This window comes from Kamptonema sp. UHCC 0994 (genome assembly GCF_029167235.1).
In the GTDB taxonomy this organism is placed as follows: Bacteria; Cyanobacteriota; Cyanobacteriia; order Cyanobacteriales; family Microcoleaceae; genus Kamptonema.
In genome coordinates this window covers 1-20615 of sequence record NZ_JARFTR010000101.1, presented here as the reverse complement: position 1 = coordinate 20615, position 20615 = coordinate 1, and the positions used below count along the sequence as shown (strand labels likewise).

The 20615-nt window shown below is 42.9% G+C and carries 7 protein-coding genes; 5 read left to right on the top strand and 2 right to left on the bottom strand.

Features of this window, described 5'->3' with window-relative positions; all coding sequences use genetic code 11:
• Positions 1-132: 132 nt before the first annotated feature.
• Together PY364_RS10120 and PY364_RS10115 are read left to right on the top strand one after the other, a co-directional pair.
• Complete coding sequence (locus PY364_RS10120) at positions 133-3174, top strand: SMC family ATPase (RefSeq protein ID WP_275522231.1); 3042 nt, start codon at positions 133-135, stop codon at positions 3172-3174.
• Positions 3175-3352: 178 nt separating this feature from the next.
• Entirely contained in the window at positions 3353-4522 is a 1170-nt protein-coding gene (locus PY364_RS10115) for a pyridoxal phosphate-dependent aminotransferase (RefSeq protein ID WP_275522246.1), read from the top strand.
• 115 nt (positions 4523-4637) lie between these two features.
• Here the strand turns inward: PY364_RS10115 and PY364_RS10110 are convergent, their stop codons facing one another.
• Positions 4638-5801, bottom strand: coding sequence for a RuBisCO large subunit C-terminal-like domain-containing protein (locus tag PY364_RS10110; protein ID WP_275522230.1), 1164 nt, complete (start codon positions 5799-5801; stop codon positions 4638-4640).
• A gap of 395 nt (positions 5802-6196) precedes the next feature.
• On the opposite strand from PY364_RS10110, the gene PY364_RS10105 reads away from it, so the two are divergent.
• The 3 genes from PY364_RS10105 (at position 6197) to PY364_RS10095 (ending at position 19063) form a co-directional block, all read left to right on the top strand.
• Entirely contained in the window at positions 6197-16357 is a 10161-nt protein-coding gene (locus PY364_RS10105) for a CHAT domain-containing protein (RefSeq protein WP_275522229.1), read from the top strand.
• Between the two features lie 89 nt (positions 16358-16446).
• On the top strand, positions 16447-17751 hold the full coding sequence (locus PY364_RS10100; RefSeq protein WP_275522228.1) for a pitrilysin family protein: 1305 nt from the start codon (positions 16447-16449) through the stop codon (positions 17749-17751).
• A gap of 283 nt (positions 17752-18034) precedes the next feature.
• The gene (locus tag PY364_RS10095) at positions 18035-19063 is read left to right on the top strand and encodes a C39 family peptidase (protein ID WP_275522226.1); all 1029 of its coding nucleotides are present in this window, start codon (positions 18035-18037) and stop codon (positions 19061-19063) included.
• 230 nt (positions 19064-19293) lie between these two features.
• Here PY364_RS10095 and PY364_RS10090 read toward each other — a convergent pair whose 3' ends face one another.
• Positions 19294-20508 carry a DUF790 family protein gene (locus PY364_RS10090; RefSeq protein WP_275522225.1) on the bottom strand — a complete coding sequence of 405 codons (1215 nt, stop codon included), beginning with the start codon at positions 20506-20508 and terminating at the stop codon, positions 19294-19296.
• Positions 20509-20615: the final 107 nt, after the last annotated feature.

Sequence of the window (20615 nt, the reverse complement as noted above, 5' to 3'; positions counted from 1 at the left end):
CGCTCGCCGACAAGCATCTTAGGTTATGAGAAACACTTTTTGCGGCGAGCGCCCACCCTACTAACAACTATCAACTATCAATTACCAATTACCAATTACCAATTACCAATTACCAATTACCAATTACTAATTATGCGACCAATTGAACTTTGTTTAGAAGGATTTACTAGCTTTCGCCGCGAACAACGTTTGGATTTTTCCGAACTCGATTTATTTGCCATCACGGGTGCAACAGGCGCGGGAAAATCTTCCCTACTTGATGCCATGACTTACGCACTTTTTGGCACTACAATTCGCAGTGGTAAGCAAATAGGCGATCTAGTAAGTCAAGGGAGCGAAAATTTAAAAGTTAAGTTGCACTTTTCGGTAGGTAATGCACAGTATCGGGTGACGCGGAGGTGGCGATACCGCCCGAAGACTCCTGAGAATAAGGTGCTGTTAGAAGCTTTTCAAAATGGCGAATGGGAGACTATAGAAACTAGCATTGATGCTGCCAAAAAAACCATTGAACAGATTTTAGGGATGGATTTTGATACTTTCACGCGGGTGATAGTTTTGCCACAAGGTAAGTTTGATGAATTTCTTAAAGGCGACACGGCAAAACGCCGGGAAATTCTGCGCCAGCTAGCTGGATTTGAGATTTTTGAGCTGATGCGGAAGCGGGCAAATGAGCTAGCTAAGTTACTTAAAGATGAACGAGAAATGGTGGAACGCCAACTGGCTGAATTAAATGCACCAGCAGCAGAAGAAGTACAGGAAAAGCGATTATATTTGATTAGTTTGGAGCAAAAAATACCGACTCTTAATCAAGCGGTTATGACTGCTCAGAAGATGTTAGACGAAGAAGAAGATTTATTTAATCAAATCATTCGCCTCAGAGATTTACAAAAAGAATTAGCTAATTTGAATGCTAAATCATCTGAAATTAAAACTTTCGTAGAGCAGTTAGAAAAAGCGCAAATAGCTAATCATTTACAGGGAGATTGGGCTTTAGTTAAAGAAGCGCGAAACCAATGCGTAACTGCCCAAAATGCTGAACAATTAGCCCAAAAGCGATTAATTGAAGCGCGATCGCAGTTGGCCACACAGCAGCAGCAACTTGACGCAGCGAGAGCGAAGCAGGAAGCGATCGCGCCTCAACTCAAAGCTCGTGAAGATGCTCTCGCTGCTGGTAAAATATATGAAGAACAGCGATCGCAACTGGAAGGAGAAGTCGCGATCGCCCAAACCGCTCAACAGGAAAAACTTCGCTCTTTAAAGGCAGCAGAGAAAGACTTGCAAGCTGCTAATAGCAAAATTCAGAGTGCTGGTTTTCAAGTCGCACAAGCAACAGCGTTGCTTTCACAGCTTTCGCCCGGAGGCAAACGTTTAGAGCTATTGAATCAAATTTCACCCTTATTGATGGAATTTCAGCTAATAGAAAAACAGGCAAAAAATGAGCAAAAGCAGTTAGCAAAAGCTGAGCAAGATTGGCAAATAGCCCAACAAAATTATGCGGCAACTACCTTGCAGTTGGAACTAGCAGAAGTATCGCTGAAAAAATGCCAATTCGACTTAGAAGCGGCGGAAGCTGTTAATGTTGAAGCTGCGCGTTTAGATCTTGTTGCTGCGGTGCGAATGTCGCTCAATTCTGGCGATATGTGTCCCGTATGCGGGGGGGTACATCCTGAGAGCGATCGCCTCCCACCATTACCGGAATCTAATATTATAGATATCGCGCCTTTGCGATCGCGCTTTTCCACTGCTCAACAAGTATTTCAACAAGCTCAAATTACCACAACCGAAGCAAAAACAGCACTTTCTGGACATCAGCAGAAACAATCAGAACTTGCTCAGACGTTAAAATTAACCCAGGATAAACTTGTTGAATTGCAGCAACGAATTTATCGAGTTTTAGGCACTTCTCAATGGCAAGCTGAGGAATTAGAGCGAGAATTAGCAATACTTAAAGAGAGCGATCGCAAGTACCGGGAAGCCGAACAACAGTTACAACAGGTATCAATTGAATTTGACAAAGCTCAACAAGCATTCCAGTTTGCAGAAACTACTTATTTAGCGAAACAAGCAGAAAATAAAGACGCGATCGCAGAAGTCAATCGCCGCCAAGAGCAGTTAAGTGAGGTAGCATTTAAACTCTATGAACTTACCGAAAATCAACCTTATTCTACTTTAGCAAAAGCTTTAGAAAAAGATAAGCAAAACTTAAACAATCTGCTGAAAACCGCTGAAAGCTCTTACCAAAATGCTAATAACAACGTCATTCAAGCAGTAGAGAGATACCAACAAGCCACAGATGTTAATGAGCAAGCTATAGTTAAAAATGAACAGCTAAATATTGCTTGGAAATCTAAACTCAAAGCCGCCAATTTCACAGAGGAAATATTTCTAGCAGCGAGTGCTGATGCTAAACAACAATCCGCATGGGAAACAGCTATTCGCAAACACCGCGACGCAAAAATTCAGCTAGAAACGCGACTGAAAGATTTGAGCGATATTATCGGTGAAAAAACGACGAATGAAATAACTTTAGCGCAACTGCAAACTGCCAAACTTACCGCTGAAGAAAAATTCAAACAAGCTAACAATAGTCGCGCAGAATTATTAGCTTGGATTCAGGTAGCAGAACAGAATCTAGAGCAATCGGAAAGGATGTCAACCCAAATTACAACCTTAACAGAACACGAACAAACTTATCATACCTTAGCTCAGAATCTCAAAACCAATGAATTTCAAGCTTATATTTTAGAACATTTGGAAGCTGAATTAGTTGCCAGCGCTACATTAATTTTGCAAGAACTAACAGAAACTCGGTATGCTCTTAAAATTCAAGATGGCGAGTATTGGGTTGAAGATAACTGGAATGGTGGCGAACTTAGGCGCGTGCGAACTCTTTCCGGTGGTGAAACTTTTGCTACTTCTTTATCGATGGCTTTAGCTTTGTCAGAAAAGCTATCCCAAGGCGCTCAATTAGGTAGCTTATTCTTAGATGAAGGTTTTGGTACTTTGGATGCAGAAACCTTGGAAAGTGTTACTCAAATTTTGGAATCTTTGCGCCAGCAAGATCGCTTGATTGGAGTTATTACCCACGTTCGAGGATTGGGAGAGCGATTACCTACACAAATTAAGGTTTATAAATCGCCACAAGGTTCTAGAATAGAAGTTGAAAGAGTTTAAAAGCAAATTTTTGATGGCGATTAAAATCGCATCTACACATACGAAACCCGCCGACGCGGGTTGAATTAATTCTTAGTCCGCGCAGGCGGACTTTGTTTGTGTAGATGCGATTTCAATCGCCAAGTAATTTTTTTGATTTATCGCCTAAAATAGAGAAATAATTATGAAATCAATAAATATGCAAACCAATTCAACTCGGATGGATGCGGTACAGTCGCCAATTATTCCCGTGATTGGAGAAATGATTCGCCAATGTCGGGGAACGATATCTTTAGGACAAGGTGTTGTATATTACGGGCCGCCAACAACTGCTTTCGATCGCATTCCTGAATTTCTAGCAGATCCCGAAAATCACAAATACAAACCCGTACAAGGAATTCCACCTTTACTGGAAGCAATAGAGGCGAAACTTAAGGCAGATAATGGCATAGAAATTAATAGTAAAAACTGCATTGTTGTTACTGCTGGTAGCAACATGGCATTTATGAATGCTATTCTTGCTATTACTTCGCCTGGGGACGAAATCATTATTCAATCACCTTATTATTTTAACCATGAAATGGCAATTATGATGGCAAATTGCCACCCAGTTGTAGTAGCAATGGATGAAAATTATCAACTTCAGCTAAATGCGATCGCGCAAGCAATTACACATAAAACTCGTGCTATCGTGACGATTTCACCCAATAATCCAACTGGTGCAGTTTATCCTTTAGAAGCATTACACAAAGTCAATGAAATTTGCCGGCAATATGGAATTTATCACATTAGCGATGAAGCCTACGAATATTTTACCTACAATGGAGTTAAACATTTTTCTCCGGCTGCTTTTCCTGATAGTAGTAAACATACAATTTCACTCTATACTCTTTCTAAGGCTTATGGTTTTGCTAGTTGGCGGATCGGGTATATGGTAATTCCAGAACATCTGTTTGGAGCGGTTAAGAAAATCCAAGATACTATTCTAATTTGTCCGCCTGTAATTTCTCAATATGCTGCTTTAGGGGCGTTACAATCTGGTAAAATTTACTGTGAAAATCATGTTAATCTGATTGGATTAGTGCGGGAATTTGCTATTAATCAACTTGGTCAATTGTCAGATTTTTGTACTATTCCTTTGGCGGATGGGGCTTTTTATTTAATGTTAAAGGTTGAGACTCAATTAAGTACGATGGAGTTGGTAGAAAAGCTAATTCGTGAGTATGGGGTTGCAGTGATTCCGGGAACAACTTTTGGGATGAATAATGGTTGTTATCTACGGGTTGCCTATGGTTCTTTGGACAAAGAGACGGCTACAATCGGTATTGGGCGATTAGTTCAGGGGTTGAGAGCAATTTTAACAGTTTGAAAGCTGCTTAAATCATCTCAAATTTGGGTGAGGTACGTAGTTGGGCTTTAGCCCTCAAAGAGCGCTGAAGCGCAACTACGTACCTAAGAATTAATCTAATCTTGTGACACTATGTTTAAATTCCCCATTTTTCGATAGCGCGACTTAAGGGGCCATCGGGGACATTTTCTAAACTAAAAGATTGGCTTTTTTTTCCTCGTTCTAAAGCTTCAAAAAATGCTTTTACTCCCGATCCTGAACCATCAGGATGATCCATAATTCCGGTTCCCGCATTCAAAATTACATCCTCACCATAATCAGCTAAAACTTTAGGAATTATACCTGGATGAATGCCAGCAGAAGGAACGGGAAAGACACCGCGATCGCGCAAAATATCCCGAATTTTTCCTTCCTCAGCAGCATCAAAAGGCAAATTACCGTAATGCGCCGGATATAACACCGCATCCGCCCCCGCGTGCGCCATCAGCGTCCCCAAAACTACAGAATAAGCCATTCCACAGTCAGGGGAAATGCACAAAGCGCCCGCCAACGCTGGATGGGCGAAAATTGGCACATTAATTTCGGGGTCAGATGCGATCGCCTCCAAAACGGCAAAACCGTAAGCAAGCACATTCAGCAATAGCGCATTTGCTCCCTCTTTCACCAGCATTCGGGCGCGTTCGACTATTTTTGTGGCATTTCCCGTCACATTCACCGCGTAAAGCACGGTGCGTCCTGTTTCCTGCTTCACTCTGGCAATTACTTTACGACAGGCCCGCAGGCGTTCTAAAGTGGGTGCGCTTGCCAAATCTCCCAGAATTTCGTCATCTTTAATGATATCTAAGCCTGCGATCGCCACTTCTGCTAGGATTTCTGCATGATCGCTGGCCGTCAAACCCAGTGCGGGTTTAAAAATCGCCATCACTAAGGGCCGATCGAAAACTCCCAGGCGATCGCGAATACCAGCGATCCCCAATTTTGGCCGCATCCCGTAAGTTGCCGGCAACCTCACCGCCATTACTTTTGCCGTTCCCGCCATCGAATATTTGCCAAAAATCATCGTTAGCAAACTAGGGATGTCATTTTCAACATTGGTTTGGGGAAAACTTACAGTAGCAACACTTTCACCAGTTGATTCAGTACGAATGTTGATGACTTCTGCTAAGTGCGATCGCAGTGCCTCCTCTCTGGTAGCAAAACGATCGCTCCAAGTACCCGCTGTTTGCCCCACAGCAATAATTTTCGCTTGTCGTACTGCATCCACACCCGCAGGAAAACGATAGTCAACTTCAATTGTCATAATCTTGCTAAATTCCGGTCTATTTTATTATTATCATTGAAATCATTCATTCATTAGAAAATACTTAAGTAGGTAGTGGTAAAAAATTAACGGCAATTTACGTAAGCATTACTTACGTATTACTTACGTAACGCCGCCCTCTGGGCGGTTATTTGACTGCCCAGAGAACTACATTACAAACTACTGGACAAAAGCTAATTTTAGAGTTATCTTATAAAATGTATTATCCACATTTTCGGCTTTACATCCAAAAAATTCAAGTAAAGGCGAAGAATCAGGGTAGATAATTTATAGCTAGCAATGAAAAATTTTTACCCAAATACTTTGTCGGTAAAACTGGGGAACATTAAAGCTGCGATCGCGATCTTAATCTCAAATCAATCAGGATTTAAACCATGAAAGCTGATAGAGTTACTTTACTCAGGTTATTGGTAACATTAAGCCTTCTAAGTGCATTTACTTACCCCGCCAAAGCTCAAAGCCAAGTTATTACACCCGCACCAGACGGTACCGGCACCGTTGTCACCCCTAATGGCAACCGCTTCGACATCCAAGGGGGTTCCCTCAGCGGCGACAAAGCTAATCTTTTCCACAGCTTTACTCAATTTGGACTCTCAGAGGGTCAAATTGCTAACTTTTTAACTAATCCTAATATCCGCAATATTCTAGGTAGAGTCACCGGCGGTGACGCTTCACTAATTAACGGCTTAATTCAAGTCACAGGTGGTAATTCTAACCTTTTCTTAATGAATCCTGCCGGGATTATCTTTGGCCCCAATGCTAGTCTTAATGTACCCGGATCTTTCACCGCTACCACCGCTACAGGTATCGGCTTTGGTAATAATAACTGGTTTAGTGCAATTGGCAATAATAATTGGCAAACTTTAGTAGGCAATCCTAATAGTTTTGTCTTCACTAATTTACAGCCGGGATCAATTGTTAATACCGGAAACTTAGCAGTTTTGCCAGGTGAGAATTTAACATTGATTGGCGGTACTGTCGTTAATGCAGGTACATTACAAGCACCCACAGGTAATATTACCATTGCAGCCATACCAGATGAAAATTTAGTAAGAGTTAGTCAAGCAGGGCATTTACTGAGTTTAGATATTCAGCCAGTAGCTAACGCTGGGATACTTCCCCAAAGTTGGACGCAGCCAGTTTTATCTTTACCCCAATTATTGACAGGGGAAGGTAAGATAAATGCTACAAATTTAACCGTTAATGAATTGGGTCAAATTGTCTTAACTGGGGAAACTTTAGCAGCAGCAACAGGAGATGCAATTGCCTCTGGCAATATTAATGTATCCGGCGAAACAGGTGGCAATGTAAATATATTAGGACAGCGAGTAGGACTTTTTGGCGCAAATATTAATGCCAGTGGCAATAATGGCGGTGGTACTATTTTAATTGGTGGCGACTATCGCGGTTTAGGCACTGTACCCAATGCTTTGAGAACATTTGTAAGCAATGATTCTATTATTAATGCCGATGGTTTGCTTAATGGTAATGGCGGACGAGTAATAGTTTGGGCCGATGAAACTACTCGCTTTCTTGGTAATATTTCTGCACGCGGTGGTATCAATTCTGGTAACGGCGGTTTCGTAGAAGTTAGTGGTAAAAATTATTTAGATTATCAAGGTTTTGCTGACTTGCGATCGCCCTTTGGCACTGTAGGGACGCTGCTGCTAGACCCCACAGACATTACTATTAGCATAGGTGGGGATGCAGGCGGGACTTTCGGAGGGGGAGTATTTACACCTTCAGCCGCTACATCTACTATAAATAACGGTACGCTGCAAACACAACTGGGTTCAAGCAACGTCACGATCTCCACTGCATCTGTCTTTGTTAATCCAGGCGATATTACAGTTAGTGCTCCCATCTCTTGGAACAGCGGTAATTCCCTCACCTTGCAAGCGGATAATGACATTACTATAAATCAGCCGATTATCAATTCAGGGATAGGCGCGATCGCGCTGAATGCCAACAATAATATTACTATTTCTCAAAACCTCACTACAACTGGAGGTGATATCAATCTTCGCGCTGATTACGACAATAACTTAATCGGCACCATCGCCATCGGCAGTTTCGCGATTAATACCGGAGGCGGCAATTTCAGCGCCGTTACAACCAACGGCATCTCTGTCAACGCCAATATTAACACAAGTGGAGGCAACGTCATCCTCAATGCTGATGCTGGTACCACTGTCTTTGCCAATCTTAACTTTACGAATGCACTGATTAATACCGGAGGCGGCAATTTCACCGGCAACGGTTCCGCGTTTGCCAATTCTGGGATTGGAATCAATAATAGTACAATTAACGCCGCCGGTGGCAATATTCAACTCACTGGCAACGGAGGATTTAACGACCCCACCAGCAGTATTTTGATTGCTAATAATAGCCTAGTGCAAACGACAGGTACAGGAAATATTACTCTCGATGGCACAAGCATAACCGGAGGCGCTTTGGGGCCAACGTTTTCTTTATATCGTGGAATAGTGGTTGATACCAACTCCAGAGTAAGTGTACAGAATGGAAATATTTCCCTAATTGGAGTAGGAGGTAATGCGGCTAACAATAACAACAACGGCATCACAATTCAAGGCGGCGGCATAATCGAAGCCATCGGGACTGGAAACATTACCCTAAATGGTACCGGTGGGGGGGGAACAAATAATAATTACGGGATCTACATTAATGGTTTTGGTTCCAGAGTGACTGTAGCGAGTGGAACTGCCAATTTAACGGGGACAAGCAACGGTACTGGAGATAATAATCGCGGCATTTATGTGGAAGGCAACAGCAGTATCGAATCCACCGGCACGGGCAATATTACTTTCAATGGTACGGGCGGAAACGGCACATTTGCTAATCCAGGGATAGAGATTGACTCCAGTATTGTGCAGTCAGCAGGGGGAAATGTCAATCTAACTGGTAACGGTCAGGGGAGTTTAACTAATAATAGGGGCATTGTCATCACTAATACCAGTACCGTGCAATCAACGCCAGGGAACGGGAATGTTACTCTGAACGGGACGGGCGCGAATGGGACTAATACTAATCAAGGGATATCTATTAATACCAGTACAGTGCGATCGCAGAATGGCAATCTAAATATTACTGGAATTGGCGGCAACCAAGGCATCGGCAACGACGGCATTAATATCAGTTTCAACAGCGTTGTAGAATCGACAGCAACAGGAAATGTCACCCTCAGCGGTACGGGTGGTAATGGCACAGATCAGAATAAAGGGGTACATATTACTGGTCTGAGAGTGAGTTCGGCGGGGGGTAATGTCAGCTTGACTGGTAACGGTGGAGGTACTGGAATCATCAACGAAGGCATCTATCTTGATGGGACTACAATCGAAACCACAGGCGTAGGAACGGTGACATTAACGGGTACTGGTGGTGCAGGAACGGGCGCTAATTCTGGGATTTATGTTTTTAACAACTCTGCGGTGCGATCGCAAGATGGAAATATCAGCTTAACTGGTAATGGTGCCGGCAGTGGAGGCGGCAACTACGGCATTTTCTCAGGCACTAACACTACAATACAATCAACGGGAACTGGCGATATTACCCTGCAAGGAACTGGCACTGGCACTGCTACTGGTTTAGGAATTACTCTTACCAACAGTGGGAATGTTACCGGAGGTAGCGGTAACGTCACCTTGATATCCGATGAAATCAACATCCTTCCTGACAGTTTTGTTAGCGGTACTGGCAACCTGACAGTGCGGACTCTTACTCCCAGTGTTGACATCGATCTTGTCGGTTTGGACACTGCGAGTCCCGGCGGTAGTAATTTAGAATTACGGCAGGCTATTAACCAATTTACCCCAGGTTTTTCTCAGATTACCATCGGCGGCCCCACTCAAACTGGTAATATTACTGTCTCAGGAAACTCTACTTTTCAAGATCCGGTGACGCTACAAACAACCGGAGTAATTAATGTTAATAATGTCACGTCTCCGTTCACAGGTGCGGACAATGCTTCAATTAACTTATCTGCTCCAACTACTAACTTAAATGGCAATATTGTTACTAACGAACAGGATATTTCTTTTAGCGGCAATGTTAATGTAATTGGGAATGCTATTCTTAACACTGGATTAATAGATGCTGGTAATATTAACTTTGGGGGAAATGTTGATGGCAGTGGCAATTTAACTATGAATACGGGAACGGGTACGATTAATCTCGATGGGCTAATTGGGGCGAATGTACCGTTAGGTTCCCTGACAATATTTAATTCTTTCAATCTTACCAGTGCCAGTGCCAGTGCGATCGCAATTACTACTACAGGAGATATTACTACTGGCAATATTACCAATCTCGGACGGGGAATTAATTTAACTAGCAATAATGGCAATATTAATACTATATCAGGCACAATTGATACCAGTGCGACTGTAGGCAGCGGTGGCCCAATTACCTTTAGTGCAAATACTAACATTAATACTGGTAATCTTAACTCCAGTTCAACGGGGGGAGATGGTGGAAATATCACCCTTACCAGCACTGGAATCGCTGGAACAGGTATCACAAACACTGGCATTCTTAACTCTAGTTCCACTCTCGCTAATGCCGGAGATATCACCCTCACTTCTGCCGTCCAAACTTCTGTAGATACCATCAATGCCAATGGCTTACCCAATACAGGAAATATTACCATTACTGGCGGCGAAATAGACTTTACAGCAGGTAGTCTAGTTCAAGGCAAAGGTACTTTGTCACTTCGCCCCTACACAGCAAGTGCAAATATCTGGTTGGGGAATGGAATTCCTGCCATTCCTAGCGATGTAGAATTGGGAAGTGCTGTTGTAACAGGGCTGCAAGATGGCTTTAGTTCCATCATCATCGGTAGGCCAGATAGCACTGGCAATATAACTGTAGTTAATTTACCTCTAATATTTCAAGATCCCGTAACTTTCCAGACTCAAACAGGTAACATTGTTGTCAATCAATCAATCACGGGAACAGGCGATGCAAATGTCACTCTCAACGCACCCACAACCAACCTAAATAATAACATCATCACTGCCGATACTGATATTACTATTAACGGTAATGTCTTAATCAGTAACAACCCAATTGTTACCACAGGCCCTTTAGCGGGTGGTAACATTCTTGTCAGCGGCAATATTGACGGTGGCGGTAATCTGACCTTAGAAGCGGGTACGGGTAACATTGACGTTAACGGTGTAATTGGCAGCACTACTCGCTTGGGAAATTTAACAGTAAATAACGCTGCTAACATCCAAATCGGCGCTATAGCTGCTGCTAGCATTCAAACAACAGCTAGCGGCAATACTACTTTAGGAAACTTAGACACAACTGGTGCAAATGGCATCAACTTAACAAGCGCTAACTTTAATTTTGGCAATATAACAACCACTAACAACGGCGGACTTACACTTAATAACTCAGCCCCTTTAACTCTCGCCTTAGATAATTTACACCTCGACGGCTTTTTCAGTCAATCTGGTGCAGGTGCAGTGACAATTTCCGGCAATTTAACTACTACTAATGATAACATTAGTTTTAATGCACCTGTTGATTTAACAGCAAATGTTGCCTTAAATGCAGGCAACGGTACAGTCGCATTTAATTCCATTTTAACAGCAGGCAATAACCCTCTATCTTTAACCGCTGGCGAAGTTGATTTTACAGGAACAGTAACAGGTAGTAATACATTAGCAATCCTCTCAGGCATTCCCAACGGCAATATTTCTATCGGCAGTATATCCGACACCAACTCCACCACATTAGACTTGACAACAGCAGACATTAATGCCTTACAAAATGGCTTCAGCTCAATTACAATTCAGACCAATGGCAGCGGCGTAATTTCTGTAATCAACCCCACCACTTTTAACGATCCAGTCACCCTACAAAACTCAACAGGTACGATCGTAGTTAATAATACCATCACTGGCAATGATAACGCTGCAATTACCCTCAACAGCGATACTACAAACCTGAATGCCAACATCACAACTGCTGGCAATCCCATCACATTTAATAGTAGCGTCTTACTAGACAATGATGTCGCCCTCAGTAGCAGCGGTGGGAACATTAATTTCAACAATATAGTTAACGGTTCCAGAGATTTAACCATCAATTCTGGCAGCGGAACCACAACTTTTGATCGAGCTGTAGGCAACACTAACCCTATCGGTGATGGCGTGGGTGCTGCGATTACTCTCACCTCAACGGGAGCAACTATTTTTAATAGTACATTAAACACTAATTCAGGCATAACTGCAACGGGAACAGTCAATTTTGCTAACAATGTAACATTAGGATATGGCGACACTCCTACAACTCTTAGTGCTGATGTCGAGTTAGGTGGTGTTACTTTCTCTGCCGGAAATGGTGCAACTTTTGGCAATGTCACTTTTACCAAAGGTGCTGGCAATATTACTTCACAAAATAGCGCCGTTACTTTTAATGGTACTGTTAATGGCAATCAAGCTGTCGCCTTAAATACTGGTACGGGAAATGTAAGTTTTAATAATGCTGTCGGTGCGGTTAATCCCTTGACTAATTTGCAGGTAAATGCACAAAATATTGATTTTAATTCAACCTTGCAAGTAGCAGGAAATTTAGGACTTACTGCTGGTGGCGATCTCAATCTAAATGGTAATGTTACTACCACCAATAACGGTATTGCAACTATTACTAATACAGGCAATCTCAATATTGCTGGCAACCTGAATTTAGATGGTGCTTTCACTCAGAATGGCTTGGGTGCGGTGAGTATAGGTGGCAACATAACTACTACTAACGATGATATCAGATTTAGCGGCCCTGTCACCTTAAATGCACCTGTAACTTTCACACCAGGAATTGCGACAATTGCCTTTGGTTCAAGTTTAGCAGCAGGCAATAATCCTCTAACTTTGACAGCAGGCGAAATCGATTTTAATGGGTCAGTATCCGGTACAAATACCTTAGTAATTCAACCCGCCACACCCAGACAAAATATTGAGATTGGTGGTAGTAATAATACCAGCGCTTTAGACTTGACAACAGCAGAAATTAATGCTTTGCAAAATGGGTTTAGCTCGATTACAATTGGACGGGCAGATAGCAGTGGCAATGTTACTATTGCTAGCAATCTTACATTTTTAGATCCAGTTACAATTCAATCCGGGTTAGGCGCAATCGCAGTTAATGGTATTCTTACTGGTAGCGATAACAGTTCAATTGCTCTTAGCGGTACGACAATTAACCTCAACTCTGATATTTTCACAACCAATAATAATATCGCGATCGCAGGTAATGTCACCCTTGGTAAGAATATCGCACTCAGCAGCACAGGTGGAAACATTAGCATAGCAGGTACGATTGATGGCAATCAGCAGTTGAACTTAGATGCTGGTACTAGTAACGTCTTGCTGCAAGGAAATATCGGTACTCAAACACCTCTATCTCGCCTCGATATCAACGCTTTTAATACTAACTTGTCTGGCAATATTGCTACAGCTAATGGCGATATTACCTTTAACAGCGCACTCATTCTCACAAGAGATGTAAGCTTGACTACAGGCACTACAGGAAATATCACTTTCGGCGGCACTGTAGACAGTCAGGCGTTAAACGGTTATGGCTTGAATTTAACAGCAGGTAGCGGTAATATTAGTTTCAATTCGGCAGTCGGTGCGGCGGCAAATGGACAGTTAGGTAATCTTATTATTCAAAGTGCTGGCAACTTAGCAGCCGCATCGACCATTAATTCTCAACGCTTACAATCAACGAGTACGGGGACTGTTAACTTACTTGGAAATGTTACTGCTAACAGCGTTGATATTGCGACTGGTAATAACTTAATTGTTAGCAATATTACCTCAAATGGGGGACTAATTCAGCTTAATAGCAGCAGCGGGAACGTGACAACACAAAATCTGAATACTTCCTCCACTACTGGCAATGGAGGAGATATCTCTGTTAGCAGTCCTGCGGGAGCAGCAACAACTGGTAATCTAAATACATCAGGATTTAGTGGTGGTAATATTACTGTTATAGCTCGAACTTCAATCACTGCCGGACAGATTAATTCTAGTGGTAGTGTGGGCAATGGTGGTAACGTTTTCCTCGATCCGATTGGCGATATTCAAGTTGAATTCATCAATGCTGAAGGCGGCATCAGTGGTAGTGGTGGCAATGTATTTATTGAATCAACAGGGGGATTTTTCCGAGCAACCAACTCTTTTTCTAGTCCCTTTTTATCAACGGGTAATGCTAGTATTTCTACAGCAGGTGGTAGCGGTGGCGGTAATATTACAATTCGCCATGTAGGGGGAGATGGAGGGCCGCCATTTCAACTTTTTGAAGTGGGTAATGCTGCGATTAATGGCACTGCTGCGGCGATAACTAGCGGACAGTCTACCATTGAAGTAGGGCGATCGTTTCCGGGTTCTTTTAGTGTGGGGAATATTGCCATACAGACTGATGATGCGATACCAGTAGCTGCGCCATCACCCGCACCAATACCCGCACCAATACCCGCACCAATACCTGCACCAATACCCGCACTGGAGGGACAGATACCAACAGTGGTATCCACGCCATCACCTGTGACAATAGTAGTGCCAACGGCTACACCAGTACCTACAGCACTGACAAGTTCATCCAATTTGACAATATTGGTGCCAACGGCTACACCTGTGCCTACAGCACTAACAAGTTCATCAAATCTGACAATATTGGTGCCAAGGACTACACCTGTGCCTACAGCACTAACAAGTTCATCAAATCTGACAATATTGGTGCCAAGGACTACACCTCAAGCATCGCAAATATCAGTAGCATTTGCACCTGTGCTAACGCCTGTACCAGATTTCTCCTTTGCGCCTTTACCAGAATTTAGAGGAATACTCGATCAAACACTAACACCAACGGGTGCGTTGGCGCAGTCTGCCACAGGTATCGCATCTGTCGCACCTCGCACCGAAACTTCTGCAAGTTCCCTCGAAAGCATCTATAGGGAAGGAATTCCATTGCTAAAAGATCCAGGCGTGGCTCCCACACAGCAGGTTTTGACGATCGATCGGAGCATTTCAGAGCGATGGCCCGCTAGTCGCCAACCTTCGGCAGTAGCAATCTCCGAAAATCCTTTACAAGATGCTGGTTTTGCTCCCAAACAGCAAAATTTGACAATCAAGCCGAAGATTTTGGATCGGTGGCCCGCTTCTGGCGAAACCTCCGCAGTTGCGATCGCTGAAAATCCTTCTACAAACCCCAAACAGCAGACTCCATCTAACAGTAGTTCTAATCTGATTCTCGGCTACAATCCTCCGATCGATCAAGTTTTTGAGGGAGACGATATCGGTGATACGGTGTGGCAAATTGAACAAATTAGGAATAATGAATTTGAGCAATATCTTGGCGTGAGTGGGAAGCTGCCGGATCAAACTATTTCAGTTGCCGGCATCCAAGAAACTTTAAGAAATATCGAGGAGAAAACTGGTAAGCGATCGGCGATTATCTATGTAGTATCGCGCCTCAATCAATTAGAATTAATTTTAGTTACCTCTTTAGGACTGCCGATTCGTCACAGTGTCCCGGCAGCTAAAAGAGATGTTCTTTTCTCAGTAGTGAATGAGTTTCGCTCCGAGATCGCAAATCCTCGCCAACGCAATACTAACAGTTATTTGGTTCGGGCACAGCAACTCTACCAATGGATGATATCGCCTCTAGAAGCAGACTTGAAAAAGTTAGGTATTGATACGCTGCTGCTGTCTTTAGATCCAGGGTTGCGTAGTCTACCAATTGCCGCTTTGTATGATGGTAATCAATTCCTGATTGAAAAATATAGTTTCAGTTTAATTCCCAGTTTTACTTTAACTAATACCCAGTATGCCTCCGTCAGTGATGCTTCGGTATTGGCGATGGGAGCGTCCGAATTTACTGATAAAAGTCCTTTACCTGCGGTGCCGGTAGAATTGTCTGCGATCGCATCGGAATGGCAGGGTAAATCTTTTCTCAATTCTACCTTCACTCTGGAAAATCTTACTTTGCAGCGATCGCGCCAAGACTATCGGATTATTCATCTCGCTACCCACGCTGAATTTGTGCCGGGATTACCTGGCAACTCCTATATTCAGCTTTGGAATTCTAAGTTACCTCTCGATCAAGTCAGGAATTTGCACTGGAATAACCCGTCTGTAGATTTGTTGGTGTTGAGTGCTTGCAAAACTGCGTTAGGCGATCGCGAATCAGAACTAGGTTTTGCTGGTTTAGCAGTACAATCGGGGACGAAATCTGCTTTAGCTAGTTTGTGGTACGTTGACGATCGCGGCACTTTAGGCTTAATGACTGAATTTTATCAGCATTTAGGCAAAGCCGCGATTAAGGCAGATGCTCTGAGATTTGCTCAAATAGCTATGCTTAAAGGTCAAGTGCGGGTGGAAAATGGGCAATTAATTACAACTACGGGTACATATTCTTTACCTGCTGTTTTAAGTCAGCAAGACAAAAGAGATTTTATTCATCCTTATTACTGGAGTGGTTTTACTCTTGTCGGAAATCCTTGGTAGAGGAACTGGGATTAAAGCTATAGTCTGACAGGAGTTAAAACCCTCTTGCTTCTACTAAGATATAGAAAATCAAGACAAATAAAATCGAAATGACTGCAACCGTTCTCAAACCTTCCTCCCTCCCTCCTCTCAACGCTCCTACAGTCCGCCGCCTACCCAATGGACTAACGATCGTAGCAGAACATCTACCTGTTGATGCCGTTAACCTTAGCATCTGGCTCAATGTTGGCTCCGCCGTAGAATCAGATGACATCAACGGCATGGCTCACTTTCTGGAACACATGATTTTTAAGGGCACGCCGCTGTTGGCCGCCGGTGAATTTGAGCGCTTAATAGAGGAGCGCGGTGCGGTGACGAATGCGGCTACCAGTCAAGATTACACTCACTACTACATCACTTGTGCCCCCCAAGATTTTGCCGAACTCGCGCCTTTGCAAGTGGATGTGCTACTGAATGCTAGTATTCCCGACGAAGCCTTTGAGCGAGAGCGGTTGGTGGTGATTGAAGAAATTAGGCGAGCAGAAGATAACGCTCGACGGCGGACTTATCAGCGATCGATGGAGACAGCTTTTGAGGTATTACCTTATAAGCGTCCCGTACTCGGCCCCGCATCGGTGATTGAACAATTGACACCGCAACAGATGCGGGATTTTCATAGCAGCAGATATCAACCTCAGTCGATGACGGCGGTTGCTGTGGGGAATTTGCCTGTTGAGGAGTTAATTGAGATTGTGGCTGGTGCTTTTGCAGAGGCGATGAAACCTCAAGAATCGGGGGAAGTGCAATTTAAACCCGAAACTTTGAACCTGAAAGCTGAATCTGCTTTTCAAGAGACAGTCCGCCGCGAATATGTAGACTCTAGCCTCCAGCAAGCGAGATTGATGATGATGTGGCGAGTACCGGGACTGGCAAATTTGGAAGAGACTTACGCTCTTGACGTTTTGGCGACAATATTGGGTCACGGTAGGACAACTCGCCTGGTTCAGGATTTGCGGGAAGAGCGGGGGTTGGTCTCCTCAATTTCAGTTAGTAATATGACTCAGCGACTTCAGGGTGTATTCTATATTTCAGCTCAATTGGCTGAGGAGAATTTGGCTGAGGTGGAAGTGGCGATCGCTGAACACATTCGCACTATTCAGACGGAACTCGTGACGGAGGCTGAAATGGCTCGCGTCCGTACCCAGGTAGCTAATCGGTTTATTTTTGGAAACGAAACACCGAGCGATCGCGCCAATTTATACGGCTACTACCAGTCAATTGTCGGGGATTTAGCCCCCGCTATCAACTATCCTACCTGTATCCAAGCTCTCAATGCAGCCGATATTCAGCAGGCGGCCCGCAAATATCTGTCCCCAGATGCCTGCGGTGTAGTTGTACTCCGCCCTGCAAAATAGGTAATTAGGCTAAAGAATTAAAAATTAAAAATTAAAAATTTAATTGGTTTATTTTTTAATTTTGCATTTTTAATTGATTGGGTCATCGTGAGGTGATGGGACAAATAGACTTCTGTTGCTGCGCGATCGCAGGGTAGTACCCCTACCCTCTTTCCCCCTCTAGCTTTTACCTTTAAATTATTGTATCAATCGATCAATAATTAAACTGTTCTGACTACGGAATCGGCAAAGTTACCGTGATTTTCAGACAACAGATAAAACTTGTAAACACTAATCTAGGTACATGAAACTACAAGCTTTTCTCAACACAAATACTAAGTATGATGCGGCGGCGATCGCTAGAGATGACGAACTCAGCCGTCAAATTCAGATCCGCCTGATTGACTTAGGTTTACTTAAACCGCCAGTAGATGGACTCTTTGGCCCCCTTTCTACCGCCGCCCTACATCGCTTTCAAACCGTAATGAAATGCGGCGAACCGGGTTATTTAGGGGCAATAACAGCCAAAAAACTAATCGAAACTAAAGTTGGTGAAATTCCTTTACCCCCTCCCATCCTGAAGATTGTTTTAGACACAGTTCTGAAAGCTAGACCCCTTGCATCTTCTCAACTTGCTGATTCCGAAAAACAATCAATACCAGCAGGAAAAGAGTTTGAAATTCTTGCTTTCGCCCCAATTCGCGGTCACGTAAGAGTTGCTTTTCGCAATGATTCTTTTAATGGTTCTTCGATTTGGTATATCTTTGAGAAACACGTTCAGATTACTCAAGAAAGTACCATACTTTATCCCAAACCAAATCCGCTAACTGTTAGGCTTAATGTTCCCTATAAGTCTCAGTTAGACAACTGGTACAATCCTACTGGTTCTTGTAATGTGACTTCTATCGCGATGTGTTTGGATTTCTTAGGGACAGAACGCAAAACTAAGTCTGGCCAATTTGAGGATGAACTCTATCAATATGCACTCAATCAAGGTTATAGTCGCTGGGACCCTTACGATTTAGTCAAGGTTGTCAAAGATTATGGCTGTCAAGATTACTTCACAGAGAATGCCGTTATTGAGGACGTTCAAGATTGGTTAGCAAGTGGAAATCCTGCTGTTATACACGGATATTTTACATCTTTTGGTCACATTATGCCTGTAGTTGGCTACGACCCAGATGGATTTTTTGTTCACGATCCCTATGGAGAGTGGTTTAGCGGTGGATATCGTACCGATCTTAGTGGCGAATATCTGCACTATTCCTATCGATTGATTCGCAGTGTCTGTATCCCTGATGGTAATTTCTGGGTGCATTTTATCTCGAAGTAATGTTTTGTTATTAGTTGTTAGTTGTTAAGTCAGGACTTACGCAGGCACGCTATATAGCGTGCCTGTAAAAAGCAAATGTTGCAGGATAAATTAAAAAATTTATGTCAATTGATTGTATACTAATACTAATTATCCAAATTCTTGATACAATCTGCATTGTTGAGTTAACTTCAATACAACCAACCTCCTGCCTTCTGCCTCTACTGCTGCATAACTTTGGAGAATTGGTATTACTCTAGCACTTCCAACACCGCCTTTGGCAATAATTTATCTTTAAACCAGATAATCTTAGCCGAAACATCTTTTACCTCCACTCCAGCTTTTTCTAAATTCAATCTTTCTGAAATCGCTAAAATTAAATTATCGCATTCAGACCGCCGAACTTGAGAAAATTTCTTTTGCAAATATTCTGGTCGCCAATAACCAACAATTTCCAATAAAAACGACCTTCCATCGGGATGCACTAACCGAAAATCAGGAATCATCACGCTACCAGGAATCGGAATTAAATCAACTTCTCTCTCCAATCGCCACTCTGTTTTTAACGAATCCCACTTACCAGCAAATGATGCTTCTAACATACTATCATAAGGTTTACCGGGGGGATAGTGACTAACCAATCCGCAATCCGAATTAAGACTGAATTTACCTGTTTTCCATACACCACTATAAGGGTCGCGATTTTGTAAAGTTGCGTGCAAACTCCATTTGGTAACGTGCAGCAATGCTGGTATCATTTTAGCTAAAGCAAGACCGTAACGAGTGCTCGGCTTAAATAAACTTACAGGGCCATCAATTGTCAGGGTAAAACCTCGATCGGCATCACCTTCAATATAAGTCATTAATTGAAATAATTTAAGATAACGAAATAATAGTTTATACTCCCCTGGATCGTTACGATGGGCGTTTAATTGAACATAACTGGCACGATAAAATATACCTTGTACTTGAGAAACGTTATATCTATGTAATAAATCTTCTGGGGTTGGTGCGTCAAATTGAGTAAGGATTTTATTCTCTGCTAAATCTGCATATAAACCCACACTTAACTCATTTGGCAAAACTTCTCGATTTAATTCTTGACTCAGTTCAATTGCTACTTTTTCAAGAGTTAACAGTGTAGAATTACTGCTAGGTATTGACTGAGAAGCTAGGGCAAAAATTCGCTGTCTTAATTCAGATGGTTCTAGAGGGCTAACTACGTCGAATGTACAAAAACCACTTCTGAGAAGATGAGCAAATCCTCGCTTAAGGCGATAGTCTGGACTATCACCTTCTAATTCTTGTAAACGTCGATCTAGTTCGCCTTGAGTTGTGCCGATTGCTGCTTGAAAACAGGCAATCATTTCGCTAGCTGCGTCCAAATTTCTGGCATCGATATTGAGGCGTAGCGGAATGATTGATTCCCCATTTTGGCGATGACTTAATAAATCACTAGGTAGCATAAGCAGGGAAACTTTTTACTCAATTTTCCTTTCAGTAATTACTTTGAGATTGCTTCACTATGTTAGGACTTACGCAAAACTATCCGTAACGCCGCCATCCTGGCGGT

What these genes read in the sequence shown, in the direction of transcription:
- PY364_RS10120 (WP_275522231.1), top strand. Translation starts at nt 133, where the DNA reads ATGCGACCAATTGAACTTTGTTTAGAAGGATTTACTAGCTTTCGCCGC.
- PY364_RS10115 (WP_275522246.1), top strand. Translation starts at nt 3,353, where the DNA reads ATGCAAACCAATTCAACTCGGATGGATGCGGTACAGTCGCCAATTATT.
- PY364_RS10110 (WP_275522230.1), bottom strand. Translation starts at nt 5,801, where the DNA reads ATGACAATTGAAGTTGACTATCGTTTTCCTGCGGGTGTGGATGCAGTA.
- PY364_RS10105 (WP_275522229.1), top strand. Translation starts at nt 6,197, where the DNA reads ATGAAAGCTGATAGAGTTACTTTACTCAGGTTATTGGTAACATTAAGC.
- PY364_RS10100 (WP_275522228.1), top strand. Translation starts at nt 16,447, where the DNA reads ATGACTGCAACCGTTCTCAAACCTTCCTCCCTCCCTCCTCTCAACGCT.
- PY364_RS10095 (WP_275522226.1), top strand. Translation starts at nt 18,035, where the DNA reads ATGAAACTACAAGCTTTTCTCAACACAAATACTAAGTATGATGCGGCG.
- PY364_RS10090 (WP_275522225.1), bottom strand. Translation starts at nt 20,508, where the DNA reads ATGCTACCTAGTGATTTATTAAGTCATCGCCAAAATGGGGAATCAATC.